We start from the raw sequence: 25278 nt of genomic DNA, 5'->3' as shown, positions 1-25278 counted from the left end.
TTTGCTATGTGGGTAAAAAACGCACCACAAAAACAGATTGCTCGTATATCTCACCATAAAAGTCACTCGTTGTGGTAATGACAGCCTTTGAGCATTTATCACTAATAACTGATTACCGTCTTGGCATGGCAATTTAATACCATTTTTTAGGAATTATAATGTTTGCTGTGAGTAGGTAGATTCACTGGCGTTTTAGTTTGCACTTGATGGTGCTTTATTTAAAAGGGCTTTGGACTTGTTATTGCTCCAAAGCCCTATATTCAGTGCTTACGCGTTATGTTCAACTGGATGGCACTTAAATCGCGACAGTCACTTTATTGAGCCATGCTAACTCGTCACCTTGCATTAATGGCGCTAAGGTTTGACGTACTTTTTGTTGATATTGATTAAACCAATTCACTTCAAAGTCGGTTAGCAATGATTTGTCGATTAAGCGTGCATCCATTGGAATATGGGTTAATACATCAAACTCATACATTTCACGCTCTGCACCTGCCAACGCTTGGCAATGTTGCACGGTGACGAGGTTTTCGATGCGAATACCAAAACCATCGGCGCGGTAATAACCAGGCTCATTCGACAATACCATGCCTGGCAGTAATGCCACGCCATTGACGTTTTTACCAATGCGCTGCGGGCCTTCGTGAACACTTAAAAAGTGACCGACTCCATGGCCAGTACCGTGGTCATAATCAAAACCATGTTGCCATAAATATTGGCGAGCAAACGCATCGAGTTGCACACCAGAGGTGCCTTTAGGGAAGCGGGCTGTATCAAGGGCTATGTGGCCTTTTAATACCAGCGTGACCATTTTTCTCTGCTCGTCTGTCACCTTGCCAATGGCGATGGTGCGGGTGACGTCGGTGGTGCCGTCTATGTACTGAGCGCCAGAATCGACCAAGTAAATACTGTTCATGGTCATGGTGCTTGGGGTGCCATTATTATGGTTGTAATGGCACATAGCGGCATTGGCACCAGTGGCAGAAATAGTGTCAAAGCTTGGCTCGCGGTACAGCGAGTCTTGTAATCTAAAGCTTTCTAATTTGTCAGCCAGTTGTGCTTCATCGTGCATAATGTTCTGTTCAACTTGGCTGTCTAACCAGGCTAAAAAGCGGCTGACGGCAACACCATCACGAATATGACACGCTCGTATACCAGCTAATTCGGCGTTATTTTTTTGTGCTTTAGGTAATGCAACCGGGTCGGTACCCACAATCAGTTTAGCACCGCCTTTTTGTGCCAGTAATTGCGAATAGGCGTTGGCAGAATGAGGGTCGGCCAATAGCTTAACCCCATTCATTTGCGCTAATACGGTTGCCAGTTCTGCTTCATCTTTAAAGCTCACCCCAGCACCTACGTGTTGTTCAATATTTTGCGGCACTTTAGCTAAATCGGTAAAAAAGGTCATATCGCCATTACTAGATAATAATCCGCAGCCAAGTATGACGGGGAAGCGTGGAACATCGTTTCCACGGATATTTAGTAACCAACAACATGAATCTAATGCGGCAATAAGGGCTACATCGGCGCCTTGCTTGTTAACCAGCTGACCAATTTGTTGACGTTTGTCGACGCTATTACGTCCTGCACCTTGGTGGCTAAATAAAGTCATGGTGGATGCTGACGGTGCAGGGCGGTCTAACCAACTCACATCAATCGGGTTGTTATCTACTTCAACTAAATTGATTTGGGCTTTATCAAATTGCGCTTTGGTTTGTTGATACCAAGCAAGGGTATGTAGGCGACTGTCGATGCCGACGTTAGCGCCTGCAGCTAATGTATCAATTAACCAGTCAATTTGCGGGTCGTCATACAGGCTTAAATATTCAAATAAGTTACCGTCTACTTGTTGGCGTACTTGCACTGTGTAACGGCCGTCGGTAAATATTGCTGCGCGGTCTTTTAACACGATTGCCATGCCAGCAGAACCCGTAAAGCCAGTGGCCCAATGTAAACGCTCGTTACGAGCAGGGACATACTCACCTAAATATTCGTCAGCGCGAGGAATGATGAATGCATCTATTTGGTTTACTTCAAGCTGTTGGCGAATGGCGTTAAGACGCGTAGCAATAATATTGGACATGGTTTCTCCGTTGGAGGCGACTGATGAACTCAGCTCTGTAGAATGAACTGCGATTATCGCAAGCGTGACGGCAAACTGGCAAGTGAAGTCGCTGACATAATGTGGAGCAGACTGATTAAAATTGTAAACTTATATTGTATACAATGGTAACAAAGCGATACAGACGGTATCCTTGTCGGTATTGATTATCTTGTATATTGGAACAAGGTAAGACGATTTGATTTCCACAGACTCTAGATAAATAACAATAAAAATAACCAAAGGAAAACCTATGACAATCGGTGTCGGCGGCGTTAGCCCGCAACAAGCATTAGCCACACTCACGAATATGACTCACGGTGTAGCAGCGATAAGTGATGATGAATTTAATCAACGAATTCAACATGCACAACGATTGATGGCGCAACATGGTTTAGAAGCAATCTATGTGAATGCTGGTACTAATTTGTACTATTTTACGGGTACTCGTTGGTTTTCTAGCGAACGTATGGTGGGTGCTATTATCCCCGCTGTGGGTGAGGTTCAGTATATTGCACCTGCATTTGAACTCGACACGTTACAGGGTTATATGACCATAAAAGGTCAAGTAAATACGTGGCATGAAGATGAAAGCCCATATCAGTTATTTGCCGACGTGCTGGATAACATCGGCTTGAACCAAGCAAAAATCGGTATTGATGAGTCAACCGCCTTTTTTATTAGCGATGGCATTGCCCAAGCAGCTCCTCAGCATCGATTTGTAAGTGCGACAACAGTAACGGCAGGGTGTCGGATGATTAAGTCGGTTGCTGAAATTGCCTTAATGCAACGCGCTAAAGACATGACCCTTGAAGTGCATAAAGCCACCGCCAGTATCTTACGTGAGGGCATCACCACTACAGAAGTGGAAGACTTTATTAACCAAGCTCACTATGCCGTGGGCGCAGCCAAAGGTTCGTATTTTTGCATCGTGCTATTTGGTGAAGATACAGCGTATCCGCATGGGGTTAAATCACCTAAAGCGCTTGAGAAAAATGACACGGTATTGATTGATACCGGTTGCCAGTTACAAGGCTATAACTCTGATATTACTCGTACTTACGTATTTGGTGAGCCTAATGCTCGTCAGCGTCAATTATGGCAACTTGAACAGGATGCACAAATTGCTGCGTTTGATGCTGCTACCTTAGGAACCTTGTGTAGTGAAGTGGATGCAGCTGCTCGTGTCGTGTTAGAAGCCGCAGGCTTTGGTCCAGATTACAACGTGCCAGGTTTACCTCATCGTACTGGTCATGGTATCGGTTTAGATATTCATGAATGGCCATATTTGGTGCGTAATGATGTTACGCCACTGGCGGTTGGTATGTGTTTTAGCAACGAGCCAATGTTATGTGTACCTGGGGAGTTTGGGATCCGTCATGAAGACCATTTTTACATGACAGCGCAAGGGCCTAAATGGTTTACAGCGCCAGCGAAGTCGATTGATGATCCGTTTTATCTAGCATGATAATCAAATATTTATGGAGTAAAGGCTCAATTGCAATAACCAAGAGCCGATAATCAATAGTAAAAAGCCTCCGACATGGAGGCTTTTTCATTTTCTGCTTAAACTGATCTTCATTGCTGATTAGTTGATTTCAAATAACTCAACATCAAAAATCAGTACTGAGCCACCTTCAATTTTACCTGTTGAGCGATTGCCGTAAGCCAATTGGCTTGGAATATAAAAACGGAATTTATCGCCAATATTCATGAGTTGTACACCTTCAGTCCAACCGGCTATCACTTGATTTAAACCAAAGCTGATTGTTTCGCCGCGATCAACAGAGCTGTCGAATACGCTACCGTCAGTGAGTGTGCCGTGATAATGCACGGTAACCTTGCTTTTTGCGCTAGGGTGTTCAGTATTATCGCTTTTAACGAGTACTTCATATTGTAAGCCAGATAAGGTTTGGCTGACGCCTTCGCGTTTGGCATTTTCAGCTAAAAAAATCTTACCTTTCTCAATATTTTCTTTAGCGGCTTTAGAATTGTTAGATTGAGTGAAAAAATAAAAAATAACGCCCGCAATGACCAGTACGGCCAAAATCATACGCATAATTGATCTCGAATTGTTAGGTAGATAGTGTGGCTAGTTTAGCGTAAAAATTGCTGGGCTAATACTCATCAACACGATTGAAGCGATAATTGAACCAACAGCTTAACGGTATGCATCGAATAACGGATGCCACTGCTGATAACACAATAAGCTGACTCCAACTGAGTTGAGTACGATGCAACACCACAATATCCGTTTAAAAGACGATTTTTGGGTTTTATGACGTAAGTGATACTGGCCGAGTAGCGCTGCTGGCCAGCCGCCAATTAAAGAAAAAAACTGTAAGGTACTTTCTTTTATGCGCCATTGCCCCTGTTTAGCGGCCGATTTATCACGATAATACAAACTAAAAGTGACCAGATTAATTAGGCCATATACCCCAGCTAACCAGGGCTGAATAGTGGCAAAAATAGCGCTAATGAGCAGCAACATCAACCAAGCAAACTTATTCATTTTAGTGCCTGCTCTGTGAGATTAATTTTATCATATTGATTTCGTCATACTGATGAGATTAATCAGCATTGCACACAATGGTAGTTGCATAGATTCTTCTTTTAAGTGTATATGTTTCATTAGCTTGTGCGGGAGACTAATACACGCCAAAGCTTTTCTAATGGGCCTTGATTGAATTTGCGTAAATAGACATCCGCTAACAACAGTTGAAATACACTGTAGATAATCGCAATTGAGACGTAACCTATCCGGTCTAGTGAGTACAGCCAGTCTGGTGCGATATAACGTAACAGTAAAATACCGACTATTGACTGGAGAATGTACAAACTAAACGCCATCCGCCCGACGTTTTGCAGTAGCTTCAGTCTATGTGGCGTATTTTGGCAGAATTTAACAATAATGTGGATGTAAATCAAAGCCGTCGCAATAGCGCTGAACCACAATAAAAGATCAGACATCGACTCCAACATCTGATTGCCACTTAGACTTAATATCGAGTCTAATGATGCTAATGTGATGGCCCAAAATACACATTGCCACAGGGTTTTATTATCCAATCCATCAACAAAGATATTGCGTCTATATAACGCCATCCCTAAAAGCATTAAGCCGGTGATATACCACATTAACGTTAATGGAATAACCGCCAGCATGTACGCAAACATGGTTAGGTGCAGGGTCAGTTGTTGTTGGTAGCTGCCTGTCCAAGCAGCAAGTTGCTCGATGAAGAAAGCAGAATCTCGTGAATAAACTTGATCGTCTGGCATGAGCGAAATAAGTGCGATGGGTATAAATGATAAAAAGATAAACCATTTAGCTTTACGAATTAGTTCATCGGCACTGAGGCTAATGTAGCGAAAAGCCAATAATCCACTGACACCATAAGACAATAATATATCGCCAGGAAAGATGAAAATAGCGTGTATTACGCCAAAGGCAATTAACCAATACAGACGGCTTTTTATGCGTTTATTCTGCTGAGTAGTGGTGGCTGTCTCCATTCTCATTTGCTGGCGTTGGTATTGGATTAGCATTCCCACCCCAAAAATCATCGCAAATAGGCTAAAGAAACGACCTTCTAAAAAGAAATTGCTAAAAATGAGTAGGATAATGTCGCTGGTGGGTTGAACCTCATGAGGAGCGTAACCGAAAAAACTATTGCCCATAAAATAGATATTAAGGAAGAAAATACCTAATACGCCAAGCCCTCTGATAGCGTCAAGATTAGCCAAACGAGCTTGTTGGACCGGAGCGCTATGCTCATCCATGTAGGTTACAGTGTTAATCGCTTAATTCCTTTTATTTTTAGCTGTTTATAAACCCTCTTTATTCATTAAAGAGGCGCTGTTAGAGATTACCAGCCAAAAGCGGTAATGCAACTAGATAATACGTTTAGGTGAGGCAAGATGATGATAAAAAACCAAGCGTTCAGTATTAATACCGAACGCTTGGTTTGTGAAGTATGCAGTTTGGTTTATTTGGTTGTTTGCACTTCAAGAAACGGGATAGTACCAGTAGGTAGCATGGTTGTTGGTAAGCGCCCATCCCAACGTTCCGCTTTAGTCAATTCAACTAAATTTTGATTTTGCGCTAGCGCTTCAGCACGAATTTTAATGGCTGATGCTTCTGCGTTACCTTTAATACGGATACTTTCTGCTTCGGCAATTGCGCGGGCCAATTGTGAGTCTGCTTCCGCTTGTGCTTGAGTGACAGCAATTTGGGCACTAACACGCTCTTTTTCAAGATTCTGTAATTGGGTTTGTACTTCTACTTCTGCACGCATTCTGTCTTCTACTGATTTCTCGTATGCGTTGCTAAAGTCGATATTTTCAATCTGTACCGAATTAATGGTCACCGGGCCTTTAATCGATTTAGTAATGGCGTCAGTCACATCAATACCAAACTTGATACGTTCTTGGACGGCAGAAATAGCAGTGTATTTACCAAAAATATTCTCAATTTGGGTTGGCACTTGGCGGTCGAGTAAGCGCGACACCATTAAGTCGATACTTTTGAAATTAGCATATACTTCTTCAACACGATCTGGCGGTATGCTAAATGTGACAGATGCGCGTAAGGTGGCTGGTTGTTGATCGCGGCTATACGCCTGTAAACCTTGGTAGTTTGCGGTGTGAGTTTGGGTTGATATTTTAACCACGGTATCCATCAGTGGAATTTTAAATCCAAGACCGGGTTCTGCAGTATCAATAATTTTACCGTTACGCAGCAATACCCCACGTTCGCCCTGATCAATGGTATACCAGCTACCATATAAACTGATCAGCATTAGCAGTAAAACTACGACAGGAATGATTTTACCGAGATGATTTGTGTTAGCTTGCGCCAGACCATTTTTTAACATTATGCTTCCCTAGCAAAAGTGAATAAAGGTGATTAAATTACTTAGTTATTTTTGAGGTTTCTCTGAAATCCATAGCTTAATATGCCCTTGGACCACCACAACACCGTTAGTGTCATAGGCTTTTACGTCGACTAACATATCACCCACTTGCCATTGTTCTGGTTTTACCTCTGCCACACATAAAATGTCGCTGCCCGCTTTGGCGGTGTAATCAACGCTCATGCCTTTAGGGATCCAGCGTAAATGAGCCGGGATAGATGCTTCTGCCATCGTACCCATGGCCATTTCCAGACCATTACAAATGGCAATCACATGCACGGTTCCAATATGATTTTGGACTTTCTTGCGCTTTTTGATTAAACATTCGCAGCGGTTAACGCGTAAATCACTTATGTAAGGGTGTACTGTGCCAAAATAGGGCGCCATTCGAGACACCATTTTAGAAAAAATCTGTTTACCAAATGGATAAGCAGTGACTTTCTTATATAGCGACATGACTTTATTGGGTTTAGTTGGGATCATAAATGAACTCTAATCGTTATCTGGTCGGACGAGATTAACATTGTTGTAACCTGCGGAAAAGCCCCGTTGAATATTTTCCATCGCTCATTGCAAAGGGCACAGGTATAATTTACGTGATTAGACACATTAAGGATGAATTTTGAAAACTGACTCACTGTTATTGAATTATTTCAAAGGTATGGCCATGGGCGCTGCAGATGTTGTGCCGGGCGTGTCGGGTGGCACTATTGCGTTTATTACCGGTATTTTAGACCCATTATTGGATGGCATTCGCAAAATAAACTGGTCGTTAGTGGGCATTATCAAACAAAAAGGCATTAAAGCCGCCTTTTTACACATTAACGGTCCTTTTCTCGTGTGTGTATTTGGTGGGATCCTCACCAGTATTTTTACCTTAGCTAAATTGATTTCTTGGCTATTGGTTACTCACCCCATTCCTGTGTGGTCGTTCTTTTTTGGATTAATTTTATTTTCAGTGGTTCATATGCTTAAGCAAGTGAACAAATTCACTGCTATGCGGATTGCCATGTTCATTGTCGGTGTCGCCTTTGCGTGGGCTATTACAGTGTTACATCCTATTGAAATGCAGGTGAGTTACCTTAATTTCTTCTTTTGTGGTGCTATTGCTATTTGCGCCATGATATTACCTGGGATTTCAGGCAGCTTTATTTTGTTGCTTTTAGGGATGTATCCAGCGGTATTAGCGGCAGCTAAAGGCTTTGATATTGTTTATTTAGCCTGTTTTGCGATTGGTGCTGTGATTGGATTATTAAGTTTTAGTCATGTGTTATCGGCCTTGTTACGTAAATTCCATGACACGACGTTATTATTTTTAACGGGATTAATGCTCGGGACGCTAGGTAAAATTTGGCCATGGAAACAAGTGATCAGTTGGCGCGAGAATTCTAAGGGTGAATTAGTGCCTTTGGTTGAGCAAAATTTATCTCCGTTTCAGTTTGAGCAAATCACTGGCGAATCATCACAAATTATCATTGCCATAGTGTGTCTGCTGGTGGGGATTGGTTTGGTGTGGGGATTAGAACGCGTCGGCAACAAAGCGAATAGTTAATCCTGTTGAAGCTTAATCTGGGCCGTTCAGGTGGAAGACAAGTAAAAGATGAATAATGAAGCAGAACTTAGGTTCTGTTTTTTTGTGTGCGTTATTTGACTAATATGTAGGCTCATATTGCAAAAACGATAAATAACCCTATAAATAATGAACTTAATGGGTGTTTTATTCGTATTTTTGCTTAATAGTATATGTAGTTAGCATGACATCTTTTTTTATCCCACTTTGGGAATATTACAGTTGCCACAGGAGTGCATAATATGCCAAATATCGATACATTTGTGCCAGAAAAAATCCAAATTGGGATCAGCAGTTGCTTGTTGGGTAACCAAGTCCGCTTTGATGGCGGACACAAAAACTCTTATTACTGTAGACAAGAAATAGAACCATTTTTTGAATACACCACTGTTTGCCCTGAAATGGCGATTGGCATGGGCGCACCACGCAAAAGTATCCGTCAAATACGAGATGGCGATGTAGTGCATATTCGCAGTGCTGATGGAACGCTCGATGTGACAGACAAGCTTAATGAATACTCCCAAGCCAAAGTGGAAGAGCTTGATTACCTTGGCGGTTATATTTTATGTGCCAAATCACCAACCTGTGGCATGGAAAGGGTTACCGAGTACAAAATTGGTACCAATCATGGCACTAAAACCGGCATCGGTGTTTTTGCAAAAAAATTAATGGAACGCTACCCATTTCTGCCTGTAGAAGAAGAAGGCCGTTTGCATGATTTGCCATTAAGAGAAAACTTTTTTACCCGTGTATTTGCTTATAACGATTGGAAGCAAATGACTAAATCGGGCATCACTAAGCATAAGTTAATGCAGTTCCATTCGCGTTATAAGTATCTATTAATGGCCCACAGCCCGCAGTGGTATCGCGATTTAGGACCTATACTGGCTGATATTCAAGATGTTGAGCAAACTGCGCAACAATATTTTGAAGGCTTTATGACGGCACTTAAAATTATTGCCACCCGTAAAAATCACACCAGTACTTTGCAGCATATTCAAGGCTATTTTAAGAAGCAATTGACCGCTGAACAGAAAGAAGAGTTGAGTGAGTCAATTTTAAAGTATCGCCAAGGGTTATTGCCTTTGCTGGTGCCAATCACCTTGATTAACCATTATGTACGTGAGTTTCATACCCCGTATATTCAAGAGCAGGTGTATTTAAATCCACATCCAGAAGCGCTTAAGCTTCGTTATGCTTATTAGGTCTATTGTGAATGACTTCTATGAATAGTTTGATGTGGTTTAGGCAAGATTTACGGGTGGCAGATAATCCGGCTTTAGTGGCTGCGTGTGAGTTTGCTGCCAGTAATCATAGTCATGTTCGAGCTGTGTATTTTGTCACACCAGCACAATGGGCGCAGCATGATGTTGCACCGATACAAATTGATTTTATCCAGCGACATGTCAATTTGTTAGCGCAGGCATTGGCGGTGTTAGGTATTCATCTAGATGTGTTGCACGCACAAGACTTTGATGAAGTACAAACCCTGTTAGCCGCTTATATCGCACAACATGATATAGCAACTGTGTATGCTGCTAATGAGCCTGAAATAAATGAACGTCGTCGAGACCGCGCTTTAATCGATAGCGGTGTACCATTAACGTTAATCGACCAAGATTGTGTATTAGCAGCTGGGCAAGTGAAAAACTTGGCTGGTGATATGTACAAAGTCTTTAGCCCTTTTGCTAAAAAGTGGAAAAGCATTGCCGGCCAGCGCGCGATTGTTCCGGTCGCGGTGCCTGCGCCAATCGCTGCTGTACTTCCAGCCCCTAGCGAAATCGTATTTAACTGCGATAAAATGTCTAGTGAGCAATGGTCTGCTGGAGAAGGCGCTGCAAAGCGAATACTCGATCAATTTCTGGCAAACCAAGTTGCAGATTATCAAGCTGAGAGGGATTTTCCAGCCCTTGAAGGAACCAGTCGATTATCGCCTTTTTTAGCTATTGGGGTTATTAGTTCTCGTCAATGTGTCGCAGCGATATTAGCGCGTTATCCTCAAGCCTTAGTTGATGACACTTGCCCCGCAAAAACGTGGTTAAATGAATTGATTTGGCGTGAGTTTTATCGCCATTTACTGGTGGCATTTCCACGCTTATCCATGAACCATAACTTTAATGAGTTAGGCGACGGCATTGTGTGGCGTAATAATCTTGCTGAGTTTACCGCCTGGTGTGATGGCCAAACAGGCTATCCAATTATTGATGCTGCTATGCGTCAATTAAATCAAACCGGTTGGATGCATAATCGATTACGCATGGTGGTAGCCAGCTTTTTAACTAAACACCTATTGGTGGATTGGCGTTGGGGCGAGCGATATTTTAGGCAAAAACTAATTGATGGTGACTTAGCCGCCAATAATGGTGGTTGGCAATGGTCAGCAGGAACAGGCTGCGATGCGCAACCTTATTTTCGCGTATTTAACCCAATGACCCAAAGTAGCAAGTTCGACCCTGATGCCAGTTTCATAAAGCATTATGTTCCCGAATTGTCTACTTGGTCTTTGGCCGATATTCATCAACCCAAAACCATCAATGTTAATGACTTATTTGCACAACGCCAGGATGACCGATACCCACAACCTATTGTTGAACACAAGATGGCACGCTTGCGGGCGATAGAAGTACTAAGTGCGCTAAAGCGTGGTTAATTGTTTCGATCAACATTTAACGCAGTTAGCAAGACAAAGGGCTGTTTGAGAGCCGTTTTTTATCTTGAACTCAGGTTACTGAGTCCATTTTAGTTCGAGAAATCAGCAACAACACAATTAAGCCGCTATTATCTCTTATGATAATAGCGGCTTTTTTTGCGTTAGATCACACTATGAGCTTGGCTGGTGAGTGGATTGATGAGTATTGATTGAAGCACATCAATTAACAGCATAGAATGGCTATATTAAAGATTTATATATTATACATGTTTAAATCTTGTTGATGTTAATCCACTAAGTGAGTGCACTGCTTATGCTGAATATTGATGATCCTGCTGAAATTGATAACACTCCTGCAATATGGCGTTTGGGTTTTAGACCGTTTTTTTTAGGTGGAGCAAGTGTCGCAGCGTTATACATCCCGTTGTGGTTAATGGGCTGGTTTACTCCGCAATATAGCTTATTTAACAGTGAGTTTTGGGCCAATGTTGTGCCGCTATGGTGGCATCCTCACGAAATGTTATTTGGTTTCGCTATGGCTATTGTGTGCGGTTTTTTACTCACAGCAGTACAAGCGTGGACCAATCAACCCACCATTACGGGACGCGCGTTAATGGTCACCTTTGGTTGTTGGCTCATTGCCCGCTTAATGTTGCTATTACCAATGAACATTCCTTTGATACTACCTGCAATATTTGACAGCTTATTTTTAGGGTTAAGTGCGTTGGCATTGTGGCGCTGTATTTATCCGGTTAAACAATGGCGCAATATAGGTTTTCCTATCATGCTGGTGGTCGCATTGTTGGTTAATTTAGCCAGTTATTACGCCTTGTCCGAACGTAACTTTTCGTTATCGACCCAATTATGGCAAGGAATGATTTGGTGGCTTGCCATGGTTATTACCATTGTTGGCGGTCGAGTGATCCCATTTTTTACCGCAATGAAAATTCAACAACCCAAGCCTGATCCCATTAATGTGTTAGAAAATACATTATTATTAGCAATGGGTTTACTGTTTATTCAAGCAATAAGTCACTGGTTCCCCAAAGGAGTTGAACAAGCACTTTTAGCAGTAGCAGGCATATTGCATTTAGTCCGTTTTGCTCGTTGGCAAGCACATAAAACCCTAAAAGAGCCGATGCTGTGGTCATTGCATATTTCGTATCTATCGTTGCCAATCACATTGTTATTAATGGCAATCAACATTGATAACGAATATGCCTATCGTACCTTATTGCATTTATTTGCTATTGGCGGCATCGCATCATTATGTTTATCAATGATTTCTCGCGTTTCACTTGGGCATACTAGTCGCAATATCTATCAAGGCCCCAACATGACGTGGGCATTTTTATGTTTGCCTCTCGCTGCTGTTTTACGTGCAGGAATGCCTTTGTTGATGCCTGAGTACACCCAAATTTGGTTATGGGCAGCTGGAGCATGTTGGTTTGTCGGTTTTGGTTTATTTGTGTGGTTTTACGCGCCGATTTTACTACGACCACGTCTTGATGGCCGTCCTGGATAACGTGAGCTAAATTGATGACGCAAGTTAACGAAACAGTTAACTATACTAAACAGTTCAAAAGTAGTGCTACAGACTTATCGAACAGTGTAGCGCTGTAAATTAAGAGATTGGAGAAAGGTTAGCAATATGATGGATCTACTTATCGATGTAATAATGAAAGCGACTCGGCCAATGCGAAGCAAGGTAGGGTTAAGCATTATTATTAGCGCAATGGCATTGCTGAGTTTAACGTCTTGGTCGCTTCAAAGTGCTGAAGTGGATCCTAATCAACTTAAGTTTCCACAACAATATGACTCTTGGCAAGCAACAGAAGAACAAGTCGAACGAGACGATATACTGGCGCAATATCCTGCCAATATCATTTTATGGGCGGGTTCGTCATTTGCCAAAGAATACCATAGCCCTCGAGGGCATCAGTTTGCTGTTGCTGACGTGACGCATACCTTGCGTACTGGTGTTGCAATAGCTGAAGGCGACAAAGGTTTATCTGCCAGTTGCTGGACCTGTAAAACACCTGATGCTCCTAGATTGATCAAAGAAATGGGTATGCAAGGTTTTTCAGGTGCTAATTTTGTCGATTTAGGCCGTGAAATCAAATCCGTTGTTTATTGCAGTGATTGTCATGTTGATGGCAGTGCTAAACTCGCATTACCACGCCCTCATGCGCAAAATGCGATGGAAAAAATTAAACTGCCTTTTGATAAGCAAGACCGCAGCATGCAAGGCGCTCAGGTTTGTGGTCAATGTCATGTGAGTTATTATTTCCAGCCTGAAAATAATAACAAAGTTAATATTCCATGGATTTTTGGCAGCACTGCTGATGAAATTGAAAAATATTACGACACTCGTCGCTTTTACGAATGGATCCACCCCATTTCTAAAACCCCAATATTAAAAGCGCGTCATCCAGAGTTTGAGCATTGGAGCCGTTCGGCTCATGCTAAGCAAGGTGTGACGTGTATAACTTGTCATATGCCGCCTGCGACCGATGAAAAAGGCGCTACATTTACTGACCATAAGGTGGGTGGCGCATTAGACAATTTTGATCGTAGTTGTGCAAATTGTCATAGCAGTAAAGCGGCCATCACCAAAAAGCTTGATAAAACCAAAGCCAATATTGATGCTAAATCACGAAATGTAGAGTCATTGCTGATTAAAGCACATTACGAAGCCAAAGCGGCTTGGGATGCCGGAGCCACATGGCCGCAAATGAATGATGCGATTATGGCTATTCGTCATTCACAATGGCGCTGGGATTTTGCCACCGCATCGCATGGTATGTACGCTCATAATCCTAAAGAAGGGATTGAGTTACTGGATAAATCAACTGAACAGGTTACGTATGCCCGTGAAGCATTAGCCCGCATATTGAGTCAAATGTCTGTTACCGAAGTTGAGTATCCAGATTACAGTACCAAACAAAAAGCCCATGCCGCTATTGGATTTATTGAAGCTGATGCCATTAAAGCCAAACAAGCTTTTATTAAACAAGAAGTTGATAAGTACTGGCAGCCGGTAGCCAAAAAGGGTTACTAAAGAACAGTTTCAATTTATAAACGTTATTAACGCCTAAGCCATGCTTAGGCGTGTTACTTTGTGATTCGTTTAAAGGGTGATCTACTTCCTGCGCTATCTCGTATGGATACCAAGTTAGTTTTTATTTACTGCACGGCCATGAAATACTGTTATCTTATTGTCATATAAGGCATTGTTATATCTGGTTGCGTGTATTCTTTCTTGGTCGTGTAATAGGAGTCCGTTAATGCAAGGTGCACAGTCGACAGTTGATACTCAATCCGAATCATTAAATGCTGACCGCTCTGCGTCCGTTAATGGTCATCCGGTTATTGTTGATGACTTTATTAATATGTATCAACAGCTTAATAAAGATAATCTATTCTTACTACGTCAAGTTTATCGGGATGATATTTGCTTTCGAGATCCCATGCATCATGTAGAGGGAATCGAAGCATTAACCGATTATTTTGCCAACATGTATCAAAATGTCACCCACATTGAATTTGATATTAAAGAAGTGGTGATCAGTGCTGATAAGCAACAAGCTGCATTGTATTGGACTATGAGCTATTCACACCCTAAATTAAGTAAGGGACAGCTGATTAATGTTGAAGGCATGTCACAACTTAAATTCTCTGATAAGATTTTTTCTCACCGTGATTATTTTGATCTGGGCCAAATGCTGTACGAGCAAGTGCCGTTTTTAGGTGGATTAATTGGCTTACTCAAAAATAGGGTGACTAAGTAATGGCAATGGTTTCTGCGGATACAACAGCGGTTTTGATAACCGGTGCAAGTTCTGGTATTGGTTTAGCTTTAGCGGAGCATTATCTGGCTAAAGGCGTGGCCGTTATAGCCTGTGGTCGAAATGCCCAAGCCTTACAAGCCATAACTGGTGCCACTCCGCTTGAATTTGATATTACCGATAGTTCTCAGGTACAAGCCGCCGCCGCCAAACTTAAGCAACTGTTACACGATAATCACTGGCAGTTGCAGCAGGTGATTCTTAATGCTGGCAGCTGTGAATACATTGACGATGCATTGCATTTCGACTCAGCGCTATTTGCCAGAGTCATCAATACTAATGTGGTTGCCATGGGTTACTGCCTTGAGCATTTTTTACCTTTATTGAGCCGTGGTGCGCAACTCGGGTTAATGAGTTCAAGTGCCACTTATTTACCGTTTCCGCGTGCCGAAGCTTATGGTTCATCAAAAGCGGCTATTGGTTATTTAGGCCGTAGTTTACGAGTTGACCTTGCTCAGCATGGTATTGGGGTGAGCGTTATTTGTCCGGGCTTTGTTAAAACCCCGTTAACCGCCAAAAACGACTTTGCTATGCCAATGCAAATCACCGCTAAGCAAGCGGCTGAGGCTATTTATAATGGTATGCAGCGTCAACGCCGTGAAATCCATTTCCCAACTAAATTTACTTGGTTACTTAAATTAGCCTCTTTATTGCCAGAAAAATTACTAGTATTTTTGCTGGCACCTAAATAGTAAACCCAAGTCAATTCACCACAAGAACAAGTATTAGCGTCAAGGATTAACTAAATGAAAAATATTGCTGTAATTGGTACTGGGATTTCGGGGTTAACGTGTGCCCACCTATTAAGCCGTGAACACACGGTAACCGTGTTTGAGGCTAATGATTATATTGGTGGCCATACAGCGACCATTGATGTGGAAGTAGCAGGGCAGCAATACGCAATAGACTCTGGTTTTATTGTGTTTAATGACCGGACTTATCCGCTATTTGAAACATTAATGGCACAACTTAATATTAAGTCTTTACCGACTGAAATGAGTTTTAGTGTTAATAATGCACTCACTGGGCTTGAATATAATGGTCATAATTTGTGGAGCTTATTTGCCCAACGTCGTAATTTGTTACGCCCAAGTTTTTACCGGTTTTTAGGTGAAATTGTTCGTTTCAACAATGGTTGTAAAGTTATTTATGAGGCCGACAATTACCCAACGTCTTCACTCGGTGAGTATCTTGATCAACAAGGTTTCTCAGCCTTTTTCTGTGAGCATTACATTTTGCCTATGGGCGCGGCGATTTGGTCTGCCAGTATTGATGATATGCGCGGCTTTTCATTGCGATTCTTTATTCGTTTTTTCCAGCATCATGGTTTATTAAATATTAATGATCGCCCGCAATGGTATGTACTTGAAGGTGGATCGCGCAGTTATATCCCAGCCTTAACCGCACCGTTTAAAGAACGTATCCAGCTTAATTCTCCAGTGAGTGGTATCAAACGTAGCGATGATGGTGTGTATGTTCAAGTTGCTAACGGTGAATGGCAGCACTTCGACGATGTAGTGTTGAGTTGCCATAGCGATCAAGCGTTAGCGATGTTAACCGATGCCACTCAAGATGAGATCGACGTGTTAGGCGCAATGGAATATCAAAATAATGAAGTGGTGCTGCACACAGATATTAATTTATTGCCTAAGCGTAAAGCGGCATGGGCAAGTTGGAACTATCGTTTAGATGGTGTTAATCAGCAAGATATTGCTCAGCGTCCGGCTAGCGTGACGTATAATATGAATATTTTGCAGTGTTTACCGAGTAGTGCACCTACATTTTGTGTCACCTTAAATCAAACTGCATCGATTGATGAAAGTAAAATTTTGCGAAAGTTTAATTATGCTCACCCAGTATTTAATGATGCCAGCATGAAGTCGCAAGCGAAAAAATCACTCATTAATGGTAAACATAATACCTATTTTGCTGGTGCTTACTGGCATAATGGATTTCATGAAGACGGCGTTCGTAGCGCAGTTGAAGTATGCGATCTGTTTGGGATTAGTCTATGAGTCAAACCACATCGATAATGGAACATGATCAATTAAACAGTGGCATTTATTGCGGCAAGATAAACCATCGCCGTCATACGCCTAAGTTGCACAGTTTTGGTTATAACATTGCGATGATGGCAATTGATTTAGATGAACTGCCGGCATTAACGGCGGTCAGTAAATTGTTTTCCACAGACAAGTTTACTCCGCTTAAATTTATCCCTGGCGATTACCTCAATTCCCTAAAGCAGCAATTTGGTGAGCAACTTGTGCTGAGCTCGGCGAGCCGAGGGGATGATGCCGGCGCATTAAAGCAACGCGTGTTGGCAACCATTAAGCATTTAGGTGCCACACAAACATGCGATAAAGTGATATTTTCTGGGCAGATACGCCATTTTGGTTTTTATTTTAGTCCGGTCAATTTTTACTTTTGTTATCATCAAAATGACATGGTTTATATGCTTGCCGAGGTCAGTAATACCCCTTGGAATGAGCGCCATTGTTATCTGGTTGATATTGCGAATACCGTTCAAACAGACAAAGTCTTTCATGTGTCTCCGTTTATGAATTTAGACATGCATTACTTGTGGCGTATTACGCCTCCGGCCAAAAACTTGAAAGTGACCATCGAAAATCGAAATGCCAATAACGATAAATTATTTGATGCCGGTTTAGTGTTAAAACGCCAATCGATAAATTCGCGATCTATGCGCCGATTTATGCTGAATTATCCCTTGATGACTAGCAAAATTATGCTGGGTATTTATTGGCAGGCAATGAAGCTATTTATTAAACGAATCCCTTTTGTAGGCAAGCAAACGATTAAAGCTAACTAATTTTACAAAATGTAAACCAAATAGATGCTTATCACGTATTAGTCTTTAATTACGCCAATAAAGCGAACGAATTAGACAGTGTATGAACTGGAGAGATGACATGGAAAATACGGCGACAGAAAGCAGCATGACTCAAGCGAGTTTGTCTGACAGCCTAGCAAGGAAAATTCTTCTTCGTGCATTAGCACATCTTGCAGAAGGTCATTTAACCATTGTCGATGGTAATCAAACATCAGAGTTTGGCGATCCTAAAAGCGAAGTTCACGCAACTATGCAAGTTCAGCATGCCAACTTTTATCGTCAAGTGGTATTTGGTGGTTCAATTGGGGCTGGCGAAGCTTATATTCAAGGCCATTGGTGTAGTCCTGACTTAACCAAAGTGGTTCAGGTTTTTGCGCAAAACTTAGCACTACTAGACAACATAGAACGTTATTTTTCATGGTTGAGCAACGGCGTTAATCGCATTAAGCATATATTTAATCGTAATTCTGAAACGGGTTCAAAACGCAATATTCTGGCTCATTACGACTTAGGTAATGACATGTATAAGGAGTTTCTTGACCCAGAAATGATGTATTCAAGTGCACTTTATCCTGCAGATGACAGCAGCTTGAATGAAGCGCAATTACATAAATTGCACACCATTTGCGAGCGCTTAGAGTTAACCCCAGGTCAAACCTTGCTTGAAGTAGGAACTGGTTGGGGCGCGTTGGCCATTTATGCTGCAAAACATTATGGCGTACATGTGACCACTACTACCATTTCTGATGCCCAGTTCGATTATGCACAGGCGCGAGTAAAGCAAGAAGGGCTTGAAGACAGGATTACCTTACTAAAACAAGATTATCGTTTACTGACTGGTGAATATGATCGCGTGGTTTCAATTGAAATGATCGAAGCTGTGGGACACGAATATTTAGCAGGATTTTTTGAAAAGCTACAACATCTGCTTAAGCCAAGCGGTCGCATGCTCATTCAAGCTATTACTATTTCCGATCAACGTTACGACAGTTATCGTAAGAGTGTTGACTTTATTCAGCGTTATATTTTTCCCGGTGGTTGTTTACCGTCGGTGAGTGAAATGACCAAACATATTGCCAAGAAAACCGACATGGTAACCTGGTCTATCGACGATATGGGCAAGGACTATGCGCGTACCCTAAAACACTGGCATGAAAATTTTGATGCTGCCTACGATAAAATAAAAGCCTTAAATTACGGCGATGACTTTATCCGTATGTGGAAGTTTTATTTGAGCTACTGCGAAGGTGGGTTTTTAGAGCGCACTACTAGCACGGTTCACCTTGTTGCCGTTCGACCGCAATACCGCCCACTATAATATAGTTCTACAGCCCAATAGCCATTATATTCCCCGGTAATACGTTGCCGGGACGTCTCATCCTGTTAGTGTGAGGTGTTATGTCTTCTTACGGTATTCCTCCAAAATTATATATTTTAATCAATGCATTGTGCTTTCAATTGGTGTGGTGGGCAGGCGTATTAGCTCATAACCAACTTATCTTACTGTCTATTTTATTGCTCATTGGCCATTTTTTGTTATCAACATCAGTTCGTCATGATGCACTGGTAATGTGTGTCTGTGGTGTGATTGGCATCGCGGTTGACAGTCTATTGGTGTGGTTTGGCGTATTTAAGTTCGCCAATATTCCTTACTGGTTGGGATTGTTGTGGTTCTACTTTGCGCTTTGTTTGGATTACAGCTTAGCTTTTTTTAGAAAGTTTCCTATTTGGTTACAAGCCTTATTTGGTGGAGTATTTGGCTGTTTAAGTTATCTCGCAGGAGCTAAATTTAACGCAGTAATGTTGCCTTTAGGCGAGATGTGGAGCGCGTTTATACTGGCATTGATCTGGAGTTGCTTATTTCCCGTATTGCTAGCTGTTAGCTCTCGAATCACAACGGTGGATCTTGCTTTGGAGAATCGTAGATGAAAACTTTACATAATGGCGTCAAGTCGCAACCACACATTAAGTTACATCAATCATCACATTGGTTGGTCGAACTACTGTTCGGTGTGGTGGGCGCATTAGTGTTAACGTTGATTGTTGCGGTGAGCATTAACGATGCGTTTGCAAATGATATCAACGATAAGGGCGAAAAAAGTGATATAAGCGGTAAGAGCGATATAAGCGATAAGAGCGATATAAGCGATAAAAACGATATAAGCGATATAAGCGATATAAGCGGTATAAGCGATAAGAGCGATATAAGCGATATAAGCGACAAGAACGATATAAGCGATGCGACATTGATTCAAGTTGGCACTGCCGATATGAGTCTGTTATGGCTTGATATTTATAGTGCGAAGTTATTCTCTATTGACGGTAAATACCAAGCTAATCGCTTTCCAATGATTCTCGACATTCAATACCACCGCGATATCGATGCTATTGATTTGGTTGATGCCACTATTGAACAATGGCAGCACTTAGGTTTCACCGAAGCCAATATTGAATTGTACAGGCAGCAGTTAGTTAATGCCTGGCCAGATGTTAAACAGGGCGACAGGCTGACCTTTAAGGTTAACACCCCTGAAGATGCGGCATTTTTACTCAACGACACCCCTTATTATCAAGTCAGTAACGCCCAATTCCCAGAGGCGTTTCTTGACATTTGGTTGTCTGAGAAAACCAGCCGTCCTGAGTTACGTAACCAACTGATTGGAGTTAACTAATGCGCGCGATTTTATTATTCATCCGTAAGCAGCGACATTTTTCCGCCCGAATGTTAACTCAAGGGTTAACTCAACAATTAACTAAGCAATTAGCGCGAAAGCTGGCTCAAACCAGCTTATATGTTGCACTAGCATTAGGCGTTATGTCATGTTCATCAGCATCGATTGAAGATTATCAACAAACGACTCCAACGTTAGATTTAGCCACGTTTTTTGATGGTAAATTAACGGCCGCTGGAGTAGTACAAGATTTTTCAGGCAAGGTGACCCGCAAATTTACCGTCACCATGGAAGCGCACTGGGTTGATTCGCCTGAAGGTAAGCAGGGTGTGATAAACGAATGGTTTATTTACGATGATGGCGAAAAGCAAACTCGTGTGTGGAACATTACTGACAAAGGAAATGGCCTCTATGAGGGCACCGCCAATGACATATTAGGCATTGCTCAAGGTGAGTCTCGCGGTAGTGCATTGCGATGGCGTTATGACATGATATTGCCAGTTGATGGTAGTGAATATGAAGTCCATTTTGATGACTGGATGTTTCTGGTCGATGAGCAAACCATTATCAATAAAAGCGATATTATTAAATTTGGTATCACAGTCGCTCAAGTCACCTTGGTGATTTCTAAACAGCCTGACTAAGTGGTATCGCTAAGTCATTGAATAGTTAAATCGACTAAGCATAAAAGCTGAGCCCTGAAAGTGTTAAGCAATAGTCGGGCACTAAGTTAGAGCGTACAGTCACTTTTACTAAATCTAAATAGACATGAAAACAGACACAAAAATGGACTCATTAGAGTCCATTTTTCGTTTGCTCAACAGGCCATGTTAGCCTTTAAGTTTAGACGCGTCTGACTGTTTCTTATCGTAATACTCAAATGGAAACTGGTTACGAATTTGCTGGATTAAATTATCGCCAATATTGGCCGACACGTGTAAACGTACGTCACCAGATTTTTCAGCTCTGACTGTGCAAGTCAGTTTATTAGATTTGGCTATGGCACGACAATCACGTTCAAACTTCTCCGGTATTTTGCCTTTATGCTTATTGAGCTTGCCATCTTTAAAATGCATCTCAAAAAGTGTTAATCCACGGTTACCACTAAAAATCAGTTTATAGGCCAGAAAAAATAACCCTGCGATTATCAGTATTTTTATGATGGTATCAGCCATAGTTCGCTCCTTTGTGCCGTATATTCAACGGTTGCTATAACAATAAGATACTCTGGTATGCCATGGATGCAATGCTATTTTATTGAAATCTATGCGCAAGATCTAAATTATATCGCATCAATAAAACCTCATTTATGAATCCATCAAATGTTGTCATATCATTTTTTCATATAAGTGCTTTAGATTAGCAGTTCATTGTTTGACTCATATTAATTGAATGCGTGTTTCTTTTTTATGAAACAAAATTTCTTTTAAATCAGCTAAAAGCTTAATTGGTATGTGTGTGGCGTTTTTTTAAGCTGATTTACGGTGTAAATATAGCTTTCTAAAAAAGTGGGCTGTGCTACATTAATGTACATACATGAACGCATGTAAACGGATGTACAACTTATTTAAGGATTGAAAAATGCCATTATCTAATGCTGATCGTTGGGCCGAAATTTGTGAGATTCAATCATCACTGATGCGTAATTTAGCCAGCCAGTTTCCGCAACGAAACGAGCAATTACAAAATCTTGCTGATGGTTGGCAATGCGTTAAAAAACAAGCCCTAGGGCAGCCGCTAACAGGTTTGAATACTAAGTAATTTCCGTTTTTTCTTTTGTTGTATCGCTACTGTTTTTCGTTAAATATTAGTCATAAAAAAACCGCCATTGGCGGTTTTTTTGTTTTTAAGACTGACTTGTAATCATGGGTACTGATTAACTCACTCGGCTTAGAACGCGTAACTAACGCTCGCTAATAAAGTACCGGTGTTTTTATATAGATCAGAACTTACTTCATTATCACCATCAATGTCGGTGTCTAAATACGCAACCGAGATGCCAAAACCTGACACTTCTGTTGATACACCAATAGAGTAGTCTGAATAGCTGTCAAAGCCTTCTCCGTCATCAATGGCGTCGCCAAAATTGTAACCATAATGCAAATCTAGGCTCCAGTTTTCAGCAAACTCCCAGCCATAATTGATTTCGGTGTAATGTAGGTCAAGATCGCTGCCACCATAATCATTAGTAAACCAGTAAGCGGCTCTAAAACCACTAAAGTCGATACCTGCGCTGACTTCTAGATAGTCTAAATCACTTTCTCCAGGGTAGTTATAACGGTACAAGGTTAAGTCATAACTAGTGTCATCGTTAATTTCACCGTAATAACCAGCATACAAATCAATCTCTACATCTGGGCCATTGTATTCAGGCTCATCAAAATCAATGGTACTTGCCCAAGCACCGACGAAAAATCCGCTATCATGGCTCCAGTCAATATTACCTTGTAGTGCGGGATCTGCTGCACTTTGTGACACACCTCGGAAGCGGTAGTCGTTGGTTACAGTGATTGCACCAGAGACTTCTGCCGTAGCGAGTGGAGCCAGTAGGGTAGCTGATAATGTTAATCCAGTTAACAGTGCAATTCGCGTTCTTTTTAATGTGTTCGACACGATATTATCTCCATTTACATAAAATACAGTTGTTGGTATTTAGGTACACAACGGCTGCGAATGCCACTTATCAGACCTAAAACCGTAACGATTTAGTCTGTACCGCATGGCGGTTAAACACTATGTTTGTTCAAGCTGTTGTTCAAACATAACGTAGATTTTTTTACAATGATTGACGACTTCCCATGTGCCGGTAAAGCCAGCAGGAATAACAAATTTATCACCAGCATTGACGGTTAAGCTTTTGCCTTGGCTGTCGGTGATAATGCTACAGCCTTCGAGAATATCGCAATACTCATATTCGCTATAATTGATATTCCAACTGCCCGGTTCACTTTGCCAAACACCAACATTAAACTGCTTGCACGGGCTTTCGAAATGGTTTTGCACTGACTGCAGTGGATCACCAGTAAGCAGTTTTTCATCCGTTAAGTGATACGACTCAACCGCAGTTGATTGACTACTAAAAAGCGTAATATCGTTAATATGCTTCATCGTTGGCTTCACTTATTTCATGGTCGGCATAATAAATGCCGAAGGTTCATTAGTGTCGGTTTTAGCTTGTGGCCAGCGAGCGGTAATGGCTTTGCGCTTGGTATAAAAACGAACGCCATCAGGTCCGTGCATGTGCAGCGGCCCAAATAGCGATCGTTTCCAACCGCCAAAGCTATGAAATGCCATCGGCACCGGAATCGGCACATTAACGCCGACCATGCCCACTTCAACATGGTGACAAAAGTGACGAGCTACTTGGCCACTTTGAGTAAAAATAGCGGTGCCATTACCAAATTCGTGTTGGTTAATCAGCGTCAATGCATCGGCATAGTTATCGACGCGGACGATGGCTAACACAGGACCAAAAATTTCCTGTTGGTAAATGCTCATCGTTGGCGTGACATGGTCAAATAAGCACGCACCTAAAAAGTAACCTTGCTGGTGGTCTTGAATACTGATGTCTCGGCCATCAACGACTAATGTTGCACCTTCCTTAACACCCGCTTCGACATAATCGCGTACTTTAGCTAAATGCTGGGCCGAAATTAACGGTCCCATGTCCATTTCAGGGGTAATACCGCTGCCAATTTTTAAGGCACTAATTTGCGGTAATAATGCCTCGACTAATTTGTCGCCCACATCGCCGACCGCGAGTACCACCGAAATAGCCATACAGCGTTCACCTGCACTACCATATGCTGCACCCATTAATGCATTGACCGCTTGATCTAAGTCAGCATCTGGCATTAATAACATGTGATTTTTAGCCCCGCCCAATGCTTGCACTCGTTTACCGTGGGCAGAGGCGGTGCTGTAAATGTATTCGGCAATCGGGGTTGAGCCAACAAAACTAATCGCGTGAACATCGGGATGAGTTAATAAAGCATCAACGGCTTCTTTATCGCCATTAATCACGTTAAACACGCCATTTGGCAGGCCTGCTTGTGTCAGTAATTCGGCAATAAACATTACTGCACTGGGGTCTTTTTCAGACGGCTTCATGATAAAGGTATTACCGCAGGCTATTGCGATAGGGAACATCCACATTGGCACCATAACAGGAAAGTTAAACGGTGAAATACCGGCGACGACACCCAACGATTGGTTAACAGACCATGAGTCAACGCCACCACCCACTTGTTGAGTATGTTCACCTTTGAGTAAATGCGGAATGCCGCAAGCAAACTCAACAACTTCAAGCCCTCGGGTAATTTCACCTTTAGCATCATCCAACACTTTGCCATGTTCAAGAGTGATGAGTTGGGCCAATTTATCAATATTTTGCTCTACTAACGCTTTAAACTTAAATAATACCCGAGCACGATTAAGTGGCGTCACTTGCGACCAAGTCTGATAGGCATTTTTGGCAACCGTTACCGCCAAGCTTACTTCATCGTGACTCGCCAGTGATACTTGGCCACGAGTTTCCCCCGTAGCAGGATCATAGATGGTTTGATTACGTTGACTGGCTGGAGTGTGTTGCCCATCGACAAAATGAGTGATGTTAAGCATGAACGGGATCCTTTTAAGCAAAATATGTATTCAGAAAATATTAACTAACA

25 protein-coding genes are annotated in these 25278 nt (G+C 41.9%); 15 read left to right on the top strand and 10 right to left on the bottom strand.

Going from position 1 to position 25278, the window contains the following annotated elements; genetic code table 11:
- Nucleotides 1–295: 295 nt before the first annotated feature.
- On the bottom strand, nt 296–2083 hold the full coding sequence (locus tag GUY17_RS16235; protein WP_162023742.1) for an aminopeptidase P family protein: 1788 nt from the start codon (nt 2081–2083) through the stop codon (nt 296–298).
- A gap of 271 nt (nt 2084–2354) precedes the next feature.
- On the opposite strand from GUY17_RS16235, the gene GUY17_RS16230 reads away from it, so the two are divergent.
- Nucleotides 2355–3569: a Xaa-Pro peptidase family protein gene (locus GUY17_RS16230; RefSeq protein WP_162023741.1), complete on the top strand. Its 1215-nt coding sequence runs from the start codon at nt 2355–2357 to the stop codon at nt 3567–3569.
- 120 nt (nt 3570–3689) lie between these two features.
- Here GUY17_RS16230 and GUY17_RS16225 read toward each other — a convergent pair whose 3' ends face one another.
- From GUY17_RS16225 to GUY17_RS16205, 5 genes are all read right to left on the bottom strand, one after another.
- Nucleotides 3690–4160, bottom strand: a complete 471-nt coding sequence (locus GUY17_RS16225) for an FKBP-type peptidyl-prolyl cis-trans isomerase (RefSeq protein WP_162023740.1) — start codon at nt 4158–4160, stop codon at nt 3690–3692.
- A gap of 102 nt (nt 4161–4262) precedes the next feature.
- Nucleotides 4263–4613: a DUF1294 domain-containing protein gene (locus GUY17_RS16220; protein ID WP_123776436.1), complete on the bottom strand. Its 351-nt coding sequence runs from the start codon at nt 4611–4613 to the stop codon at nt 4263–4265.
- A gap of 119 nt (nt 4614–4732) precedes the next feature.
- The gene (locus tag GUY17_RS16215; protein ID WP_162023739.1) at nt 4733–5881 is read right to left on the bottom strand and encodes a DUF418 domain-containing protein; all 1149 of its coding nucleotides are present in this window, start codon (nt 5879–5881) and stop codon (nt 4733–4735) included.
- Nucleotides 5882–6087: 206 nt separating this feature from the next.
- A complete protein-coding gene (locus GUY17_RS16210) occupies nt 6088–6975 on the bottom strand; it encodes a prohibitin family protein (RefSeq protein ID WP_162023738.1) in 888 nt (295 codons plus the stop codon).
- Between the two features lie 45 nt (nt 6976–7020).
- The gene (locus GUY17_RS16205) at nt 7021–7497 is read right to left on the bottom strand and encodes a hotdog fold domain-containing protein (RefSeq protein WP_101088780.1); all 477 of its coding nucleotides are present in this window, start codon (nt 7495–7497) and stop codon (nt 7021–7023) included.
- 178 nt (nt 7498–7675) lie between these two features.
- Between GUY17_RS16205 and GUY17_RS16200 the strand changes: the two genes are divergently transcribed.
- The 13 genes from GUY17_RS16200 (at nt 7676) to GUY17_RS16140 (ending at nt 21252) form a co-directional block, all read left to right on the top strand.
- A complete protein-coding gene (locus GUY17_RS16200) occupies nt 7676–8566 on the top strand; it encodes a DUF368 domain-containing protein (RefSeq protein ID WP_162024389.1) in 891 nt (296 codons plus the stop codon).
- Nucleotides 8567–8835: 269 nt separating this feature from the next.
- The gene (locus GUY17_RS16195; RefSeq protein WP_162024388.1) at nt 8836–9789 is read left to right on the top strand and encodes a DUF523 and DUF1722 domain-containing protein; all 954 of its coding nucleotides are present in this window, start codon (nt 8836–8838) and stop codon (nt 9787–9789) included.
- Nucleotides 9790–9800: 11 nt separating this feature from the next.
- Nucleotides 9801–11234, top strand: coding sequence for a deoxyribodipyrimidine photo-lyase (phrB, locus tag GUY17_RS16190; protein WP_162023737.1), 1434 nt, complete (start codon nt 9801–9803; stop codon nt 11232–11234).
- A gap of 313 nt (nt 11235–11547) precedes the next feature.
- A complete protein-coding gene (locus GUY17_RS16185; protein WP_162023736.1) occupies nt 11548–12759 on the top strand; it encodes an NnrS family protein in 1212 nt (403 codons plus the stop codon).
- A 210-nt stretch (nt 12760–12969) separates the two neighbouring features.
- Nucleotides 12970–14295: an ammonia-forming cytochrome c nitrite reductase subunit c552 gene (locus GUY17_RS16180; RefSeq protein ID WP_254439939.1), complete on the top strand. Its 1326-nt coding sequence runs from the start codon at nt 12970–12972 to the stop codon at nt 14293–14295.
- A gap of 331 nt (nt 14296–14626) precedes the next feature.
- On the top strand, nt 14627–15025 hold the full coding sequence (locus tag GUY17_RS16175; RefSeq protein ID WP_049763600.1) for a nuclear transport factor 2 family protein: 399 nt from the start codon (nt 14627–14629) through the stop codon (nt 15023–15025).
- Nucleotides 15025–15774, top strand: coding sequence for an SDR family NAD(P)-dependent oxidoreductase (locus GUY17_RS16170; protein ID WP_162023734.1), 750 nt, complete (start codon nt 15025–15027; stop codon nt 15772–15774). Before GUY17_RS16175 ends, GUY17_RS16170 begins: the two co-directional genes overlap by 1 nt.
- Before the next feature lie 54 nt (nt 15775–15828).
- Complete coding sequence (locus tag GUY17_RS16165; RefSeq protein WP_162023733.1) at nt 15829–17097, top strand: NAD(P)/FAD-dependent oxidoreductase; 1269 nt, start codon at nt 15829–15831, stop codon at nt 17095–17097.
- Nucleotides 17094–17915, top strand: coding sequence for a DUF1365 domain-containing protein (locus tag GUY17_RS16160; RefSeq protein ID WP_162023732.1), 822 nt, complete (start codon nt 17094–17096; stop codon nt 17913–17915). Before GUY17_RS16165 ends, GUY17_RS16160 begins: the two co-directional genes overlap by 4 nt.
- A gap of 100 nt (nt 17916–18015) precedes the next feature.
- Entirely contained in the window at nt 18016–19254 is a 1239-nt protein-coding gene (locus tag GUY17_RS16155) for a cyclopropane-fatty-acyl-phospholipid synthase family protein (protein WP_162024387.1), read from the top strand.
- A gap of 80 nt (nt 19255–19334) precedes the next feature.
- Complete coding sequence (locus tag GUY17_RS16150; protein ID WP_101088789.1) at nt 19335–19865, top strand: DUF2878 domain-containing protein; 531 nt, start codon at nt 19335–19337, stop codon at nt 19863–19865.
- Nucleotides 19862–20608, top strand: coding sequence for a chalcone isomerase family protein (locus GUY17_RS16145; protein WP_162023731.1), 747 nt, complete (start codon nt 19862–19864; stop codon nt 20606–20608). The genes GUY17_RS16150 and GUY17_RS16145 overlap by 4 nt, the downstream gene beginning before the upstream one ends.
- A gap of 143 nt (nt 20609–20751) precedes the next feature.
- Nucleotides 20752–21252, top strand: a complete 501-nt coding sequence (locus GUY17_RS16140) for a DUF3833 domain-containing protein (RefSeq protein WP_254439938.1) — start codon at nt 20752–20754, stop codon at nt 21250–21252.
- A 186-nt stretch (nt 21253–21438) separates the two neighbouring features.
- Here the strand turns inward: GUY17_RS16140 and GUY17_RS16135 are convergent, their stop codons facing one another.
- Nucleotides 21439–21783 carry a DUF3634 family protein gene (locus tag GUY17_RS16135; protein ID WP_101088792.1) on the bottom strand — a complete coding sequence of 115 codons (345 nt, stop codon included), beginning with the start codon at nt 21781–21783 and terminating at the stop codon, nt 21439–21441.
- Nucleotides 21784–22189: 406 nt separating this feature from the next.
- Between GUY17_RS16135 and GUY17_RS16130 the strand changes: the two genes are divergently transcribed.
- Nucleotides 22190–22369, top strand: coding sequence for a hypothetical protein (locus GUY17_RS16130; RefSeq protein WP_101088793.1), 180 nt, complete (start codon nt 22190–22192; stop codon nt 22367–22369).
- A 129-nt stretch (nt 22370–22498) separates the two neighbouring features.
- Here the strand turns inward: GUY17_RS16130 and GUY17_RS16125 are convergent, their stop codons facing one another.
- From GUY17_RS16125 to GUY17_RS16115, 3 genes are all read right to left on the bottom strand, one after another.
- Nucleotides 22499–23221: a TorF family putative porin gene (locus GUY17_RS16125; RefSeq protein WP_162023730.1), complete on the bottom strand. Its 723-nt coding sequence runs from the start codon at nt 23219–23221 to the stop codon at nt 22499–22501.
- Between the two features lie 120 nt (nt 23222–23341).
- Nucleotides 23342–23716, bottom strand: coding sequence for a cupin domain-containing protein (locus GUY17_RS16120; protein ID WP_011638468.1), 375 nt, complete (start codon nt 23714–23716; stop codon nt 23342–23344).
- Between the two features lie 12 nt (nt 23717–23728).
- Nucleotides 23729–25228 carry a CoA-acylating methylmalonate-semialdehyde dehydrogenase gene (locus tag GUY17_RS16115; protein ID WP_162023729.1) on the bottom strand — a complete coding sequence of 500 codons (1500 nt, stop codon included), beginning with the start codon at nt 25226–25228 and terminating at the stop codon, nt 23729–23731.
- Nucleotides 25229–25278: the final 50 nt, after the last annotated feature.

This window comes from Shewanella sp. Arc9-LZ (assembly GCF_010092445.1).
Taxonomy (GTDB): Bacteria; Pseudomonadota; Gammaproteobacteria; order Enterobacterales; family Shewanellaceae; genus Shewanella.
This window is presented reverse-complemented; position numbering and strand designations above follow the sequence as displayed.

Coding starts and splice junctions, on each gene's coding strand:
- GUY17_RS16235 (WP_162023742.1), bottom strand. CDS start 2,083: ATGTCCAATATTATTGCTACGCGTCTTAACGCCATTCGCCAACAGCTT.
- GUY17_RS16230 (WP_162023741.1), top strand. CDS start 2,355: ATGACAATCGGTGTCGGCGGCGTTAGCCCGCAACAAGCATTAGCCACA.
- GUY17_RS16225 (WP_162023740.1), bottom strand. CDS start 4,160: ATGCGTATGATTTTGGCCGTACTGGTCATTGCGGGCGTTATTTTTTAT.
- GUY17_RS16220 (WP_123776436.1), bottom strand. CDS start 4,613: ATGAATAAGTTTGCTTGGTTGATGTTGCTGCTCATTAGCGCTATTTTT.
- GUY17_RS16215 (WP_162023739.1), bottom strand. CDS start 5,881: ATGGATGAGCATAGCGCTCCGGTCCAACAAGCTCGTTTGGCTAATCTT.
- GUY17_RS16210 (WP_162023738.1), bottom strand. CDS start 6,975: ATGTTAAAAAATGGTCTGGCGCAAGCTAACACAAATCATCTCGGTAAA.
- GUY17_RS16205 (WP_101088780.1), bottom strand. CDS start 7,497: ATGATCCCAACTAAACCCAATAAAGTCATGTCGCTATATAAGAAAGTC.
- GUY17_RS16200 (WP_162024389.1), top strand. CDS start 7,676: ATGGCCATGGGCGCTGCAGATGTTGTGCCGGGCGTGTCGGGTGGCACT.
- phrB (WP_162023737.1), top strand. CDS start 9,801: ATGACTTCTATGAATAGTTTGATGTGGTTTAGGCAAGATTTACGGGTG.
- GUY17_RS16185 (WP_162023736.1), top strand. CDS start 11,548: ATGCTGAATATTGATGATCCTGCTGAAATTGATAACACTCCTGCAATA.
- GUY17_RS16180 (WP_254439939.1), top strand. CDS start 12,970: ATGGCATTGCTGAGTTTAACGTCTTGGTCGCTTCAAAGTGCTGAAGTG.
- GUY17_RS16175 (WP_049763600.1), top strand. CDS start 14,627: ATGTATCAACAGCTTAATAAAGATAATCTATTCTTACTACGTCAAGTT.
- GUY17_RS16170 (WP_162023734.1), top strand. CDS start 15,025: ATGGCAATGGTTTCTGCGGATACAACAGCGGTTTTGATAACCGGTGCA.
- GUY17_RS16165 (WP_162023733.1), top strand. CDS start 15,829: ATGAAAAATATTGCTGTAATTGGTACTGGGATTTCGGGGTTAACGTGT.
- GUY17_RS16160 (WP_162023732.1), top strand. CDS start 17,094: ATGAGTCAAACCACATCGATAATGGAACATGATCAATTAAACAGTGGC.
- GUY17_RS16155 (WP_162024387.1), top strand. CDS start 18,016: ATGGAAAATACGGCGACAGAAAGCAGCATGACTCAAGCGAGTTTGTCT.
- GUY17_RS16150 (WP_101088789.1), top strand. CDS start 19,335: ATGTCTTCTTACGGTATTCCTCCAAAATTATATATTTTAATCAATGCA.
- GUY17_RS16145 (WP_162023731.1), top strand. CDS start 19,862: ATGAAAACTTTACATAATGGCGTCAAGTCGCAACCACACATTAAGTTA.
- GUY17_RS16140 (WP_254439938.1), top strand. CDS start 20,752: ATGTCATGTTCATCAGCATCGATTGAAGATTATCAACAAACGACTCCA.
- GUY17_RS16135 (WP_101088792.1), bottom strand. CDS start 21,783: ATGGCTGATACCATCATAAAAATACTGATAATCGCAGGGTTATTTTTT.
- GUY17_RS16130 (WP_101088793.1), top strand. CDS start 22,190: ATGCCATTATCTAATGCTGATCGTTGGGCCGAAATTTGTGAGATTCAA.
- GUY17_RS16120 (WP_011638468.1), bottom strand. CDS start 23,716: ATGAAGCATATTAACGATATTACGCTTTTTAGTAGTCAATCAACTGCG.
- GUY17_RS16115 (WP_162023729.1), bottom strand. CDS start 25,228: ATGCTTAACATCACTCATTTTGTCGATGGGCAACACACTCCAGCCAGT.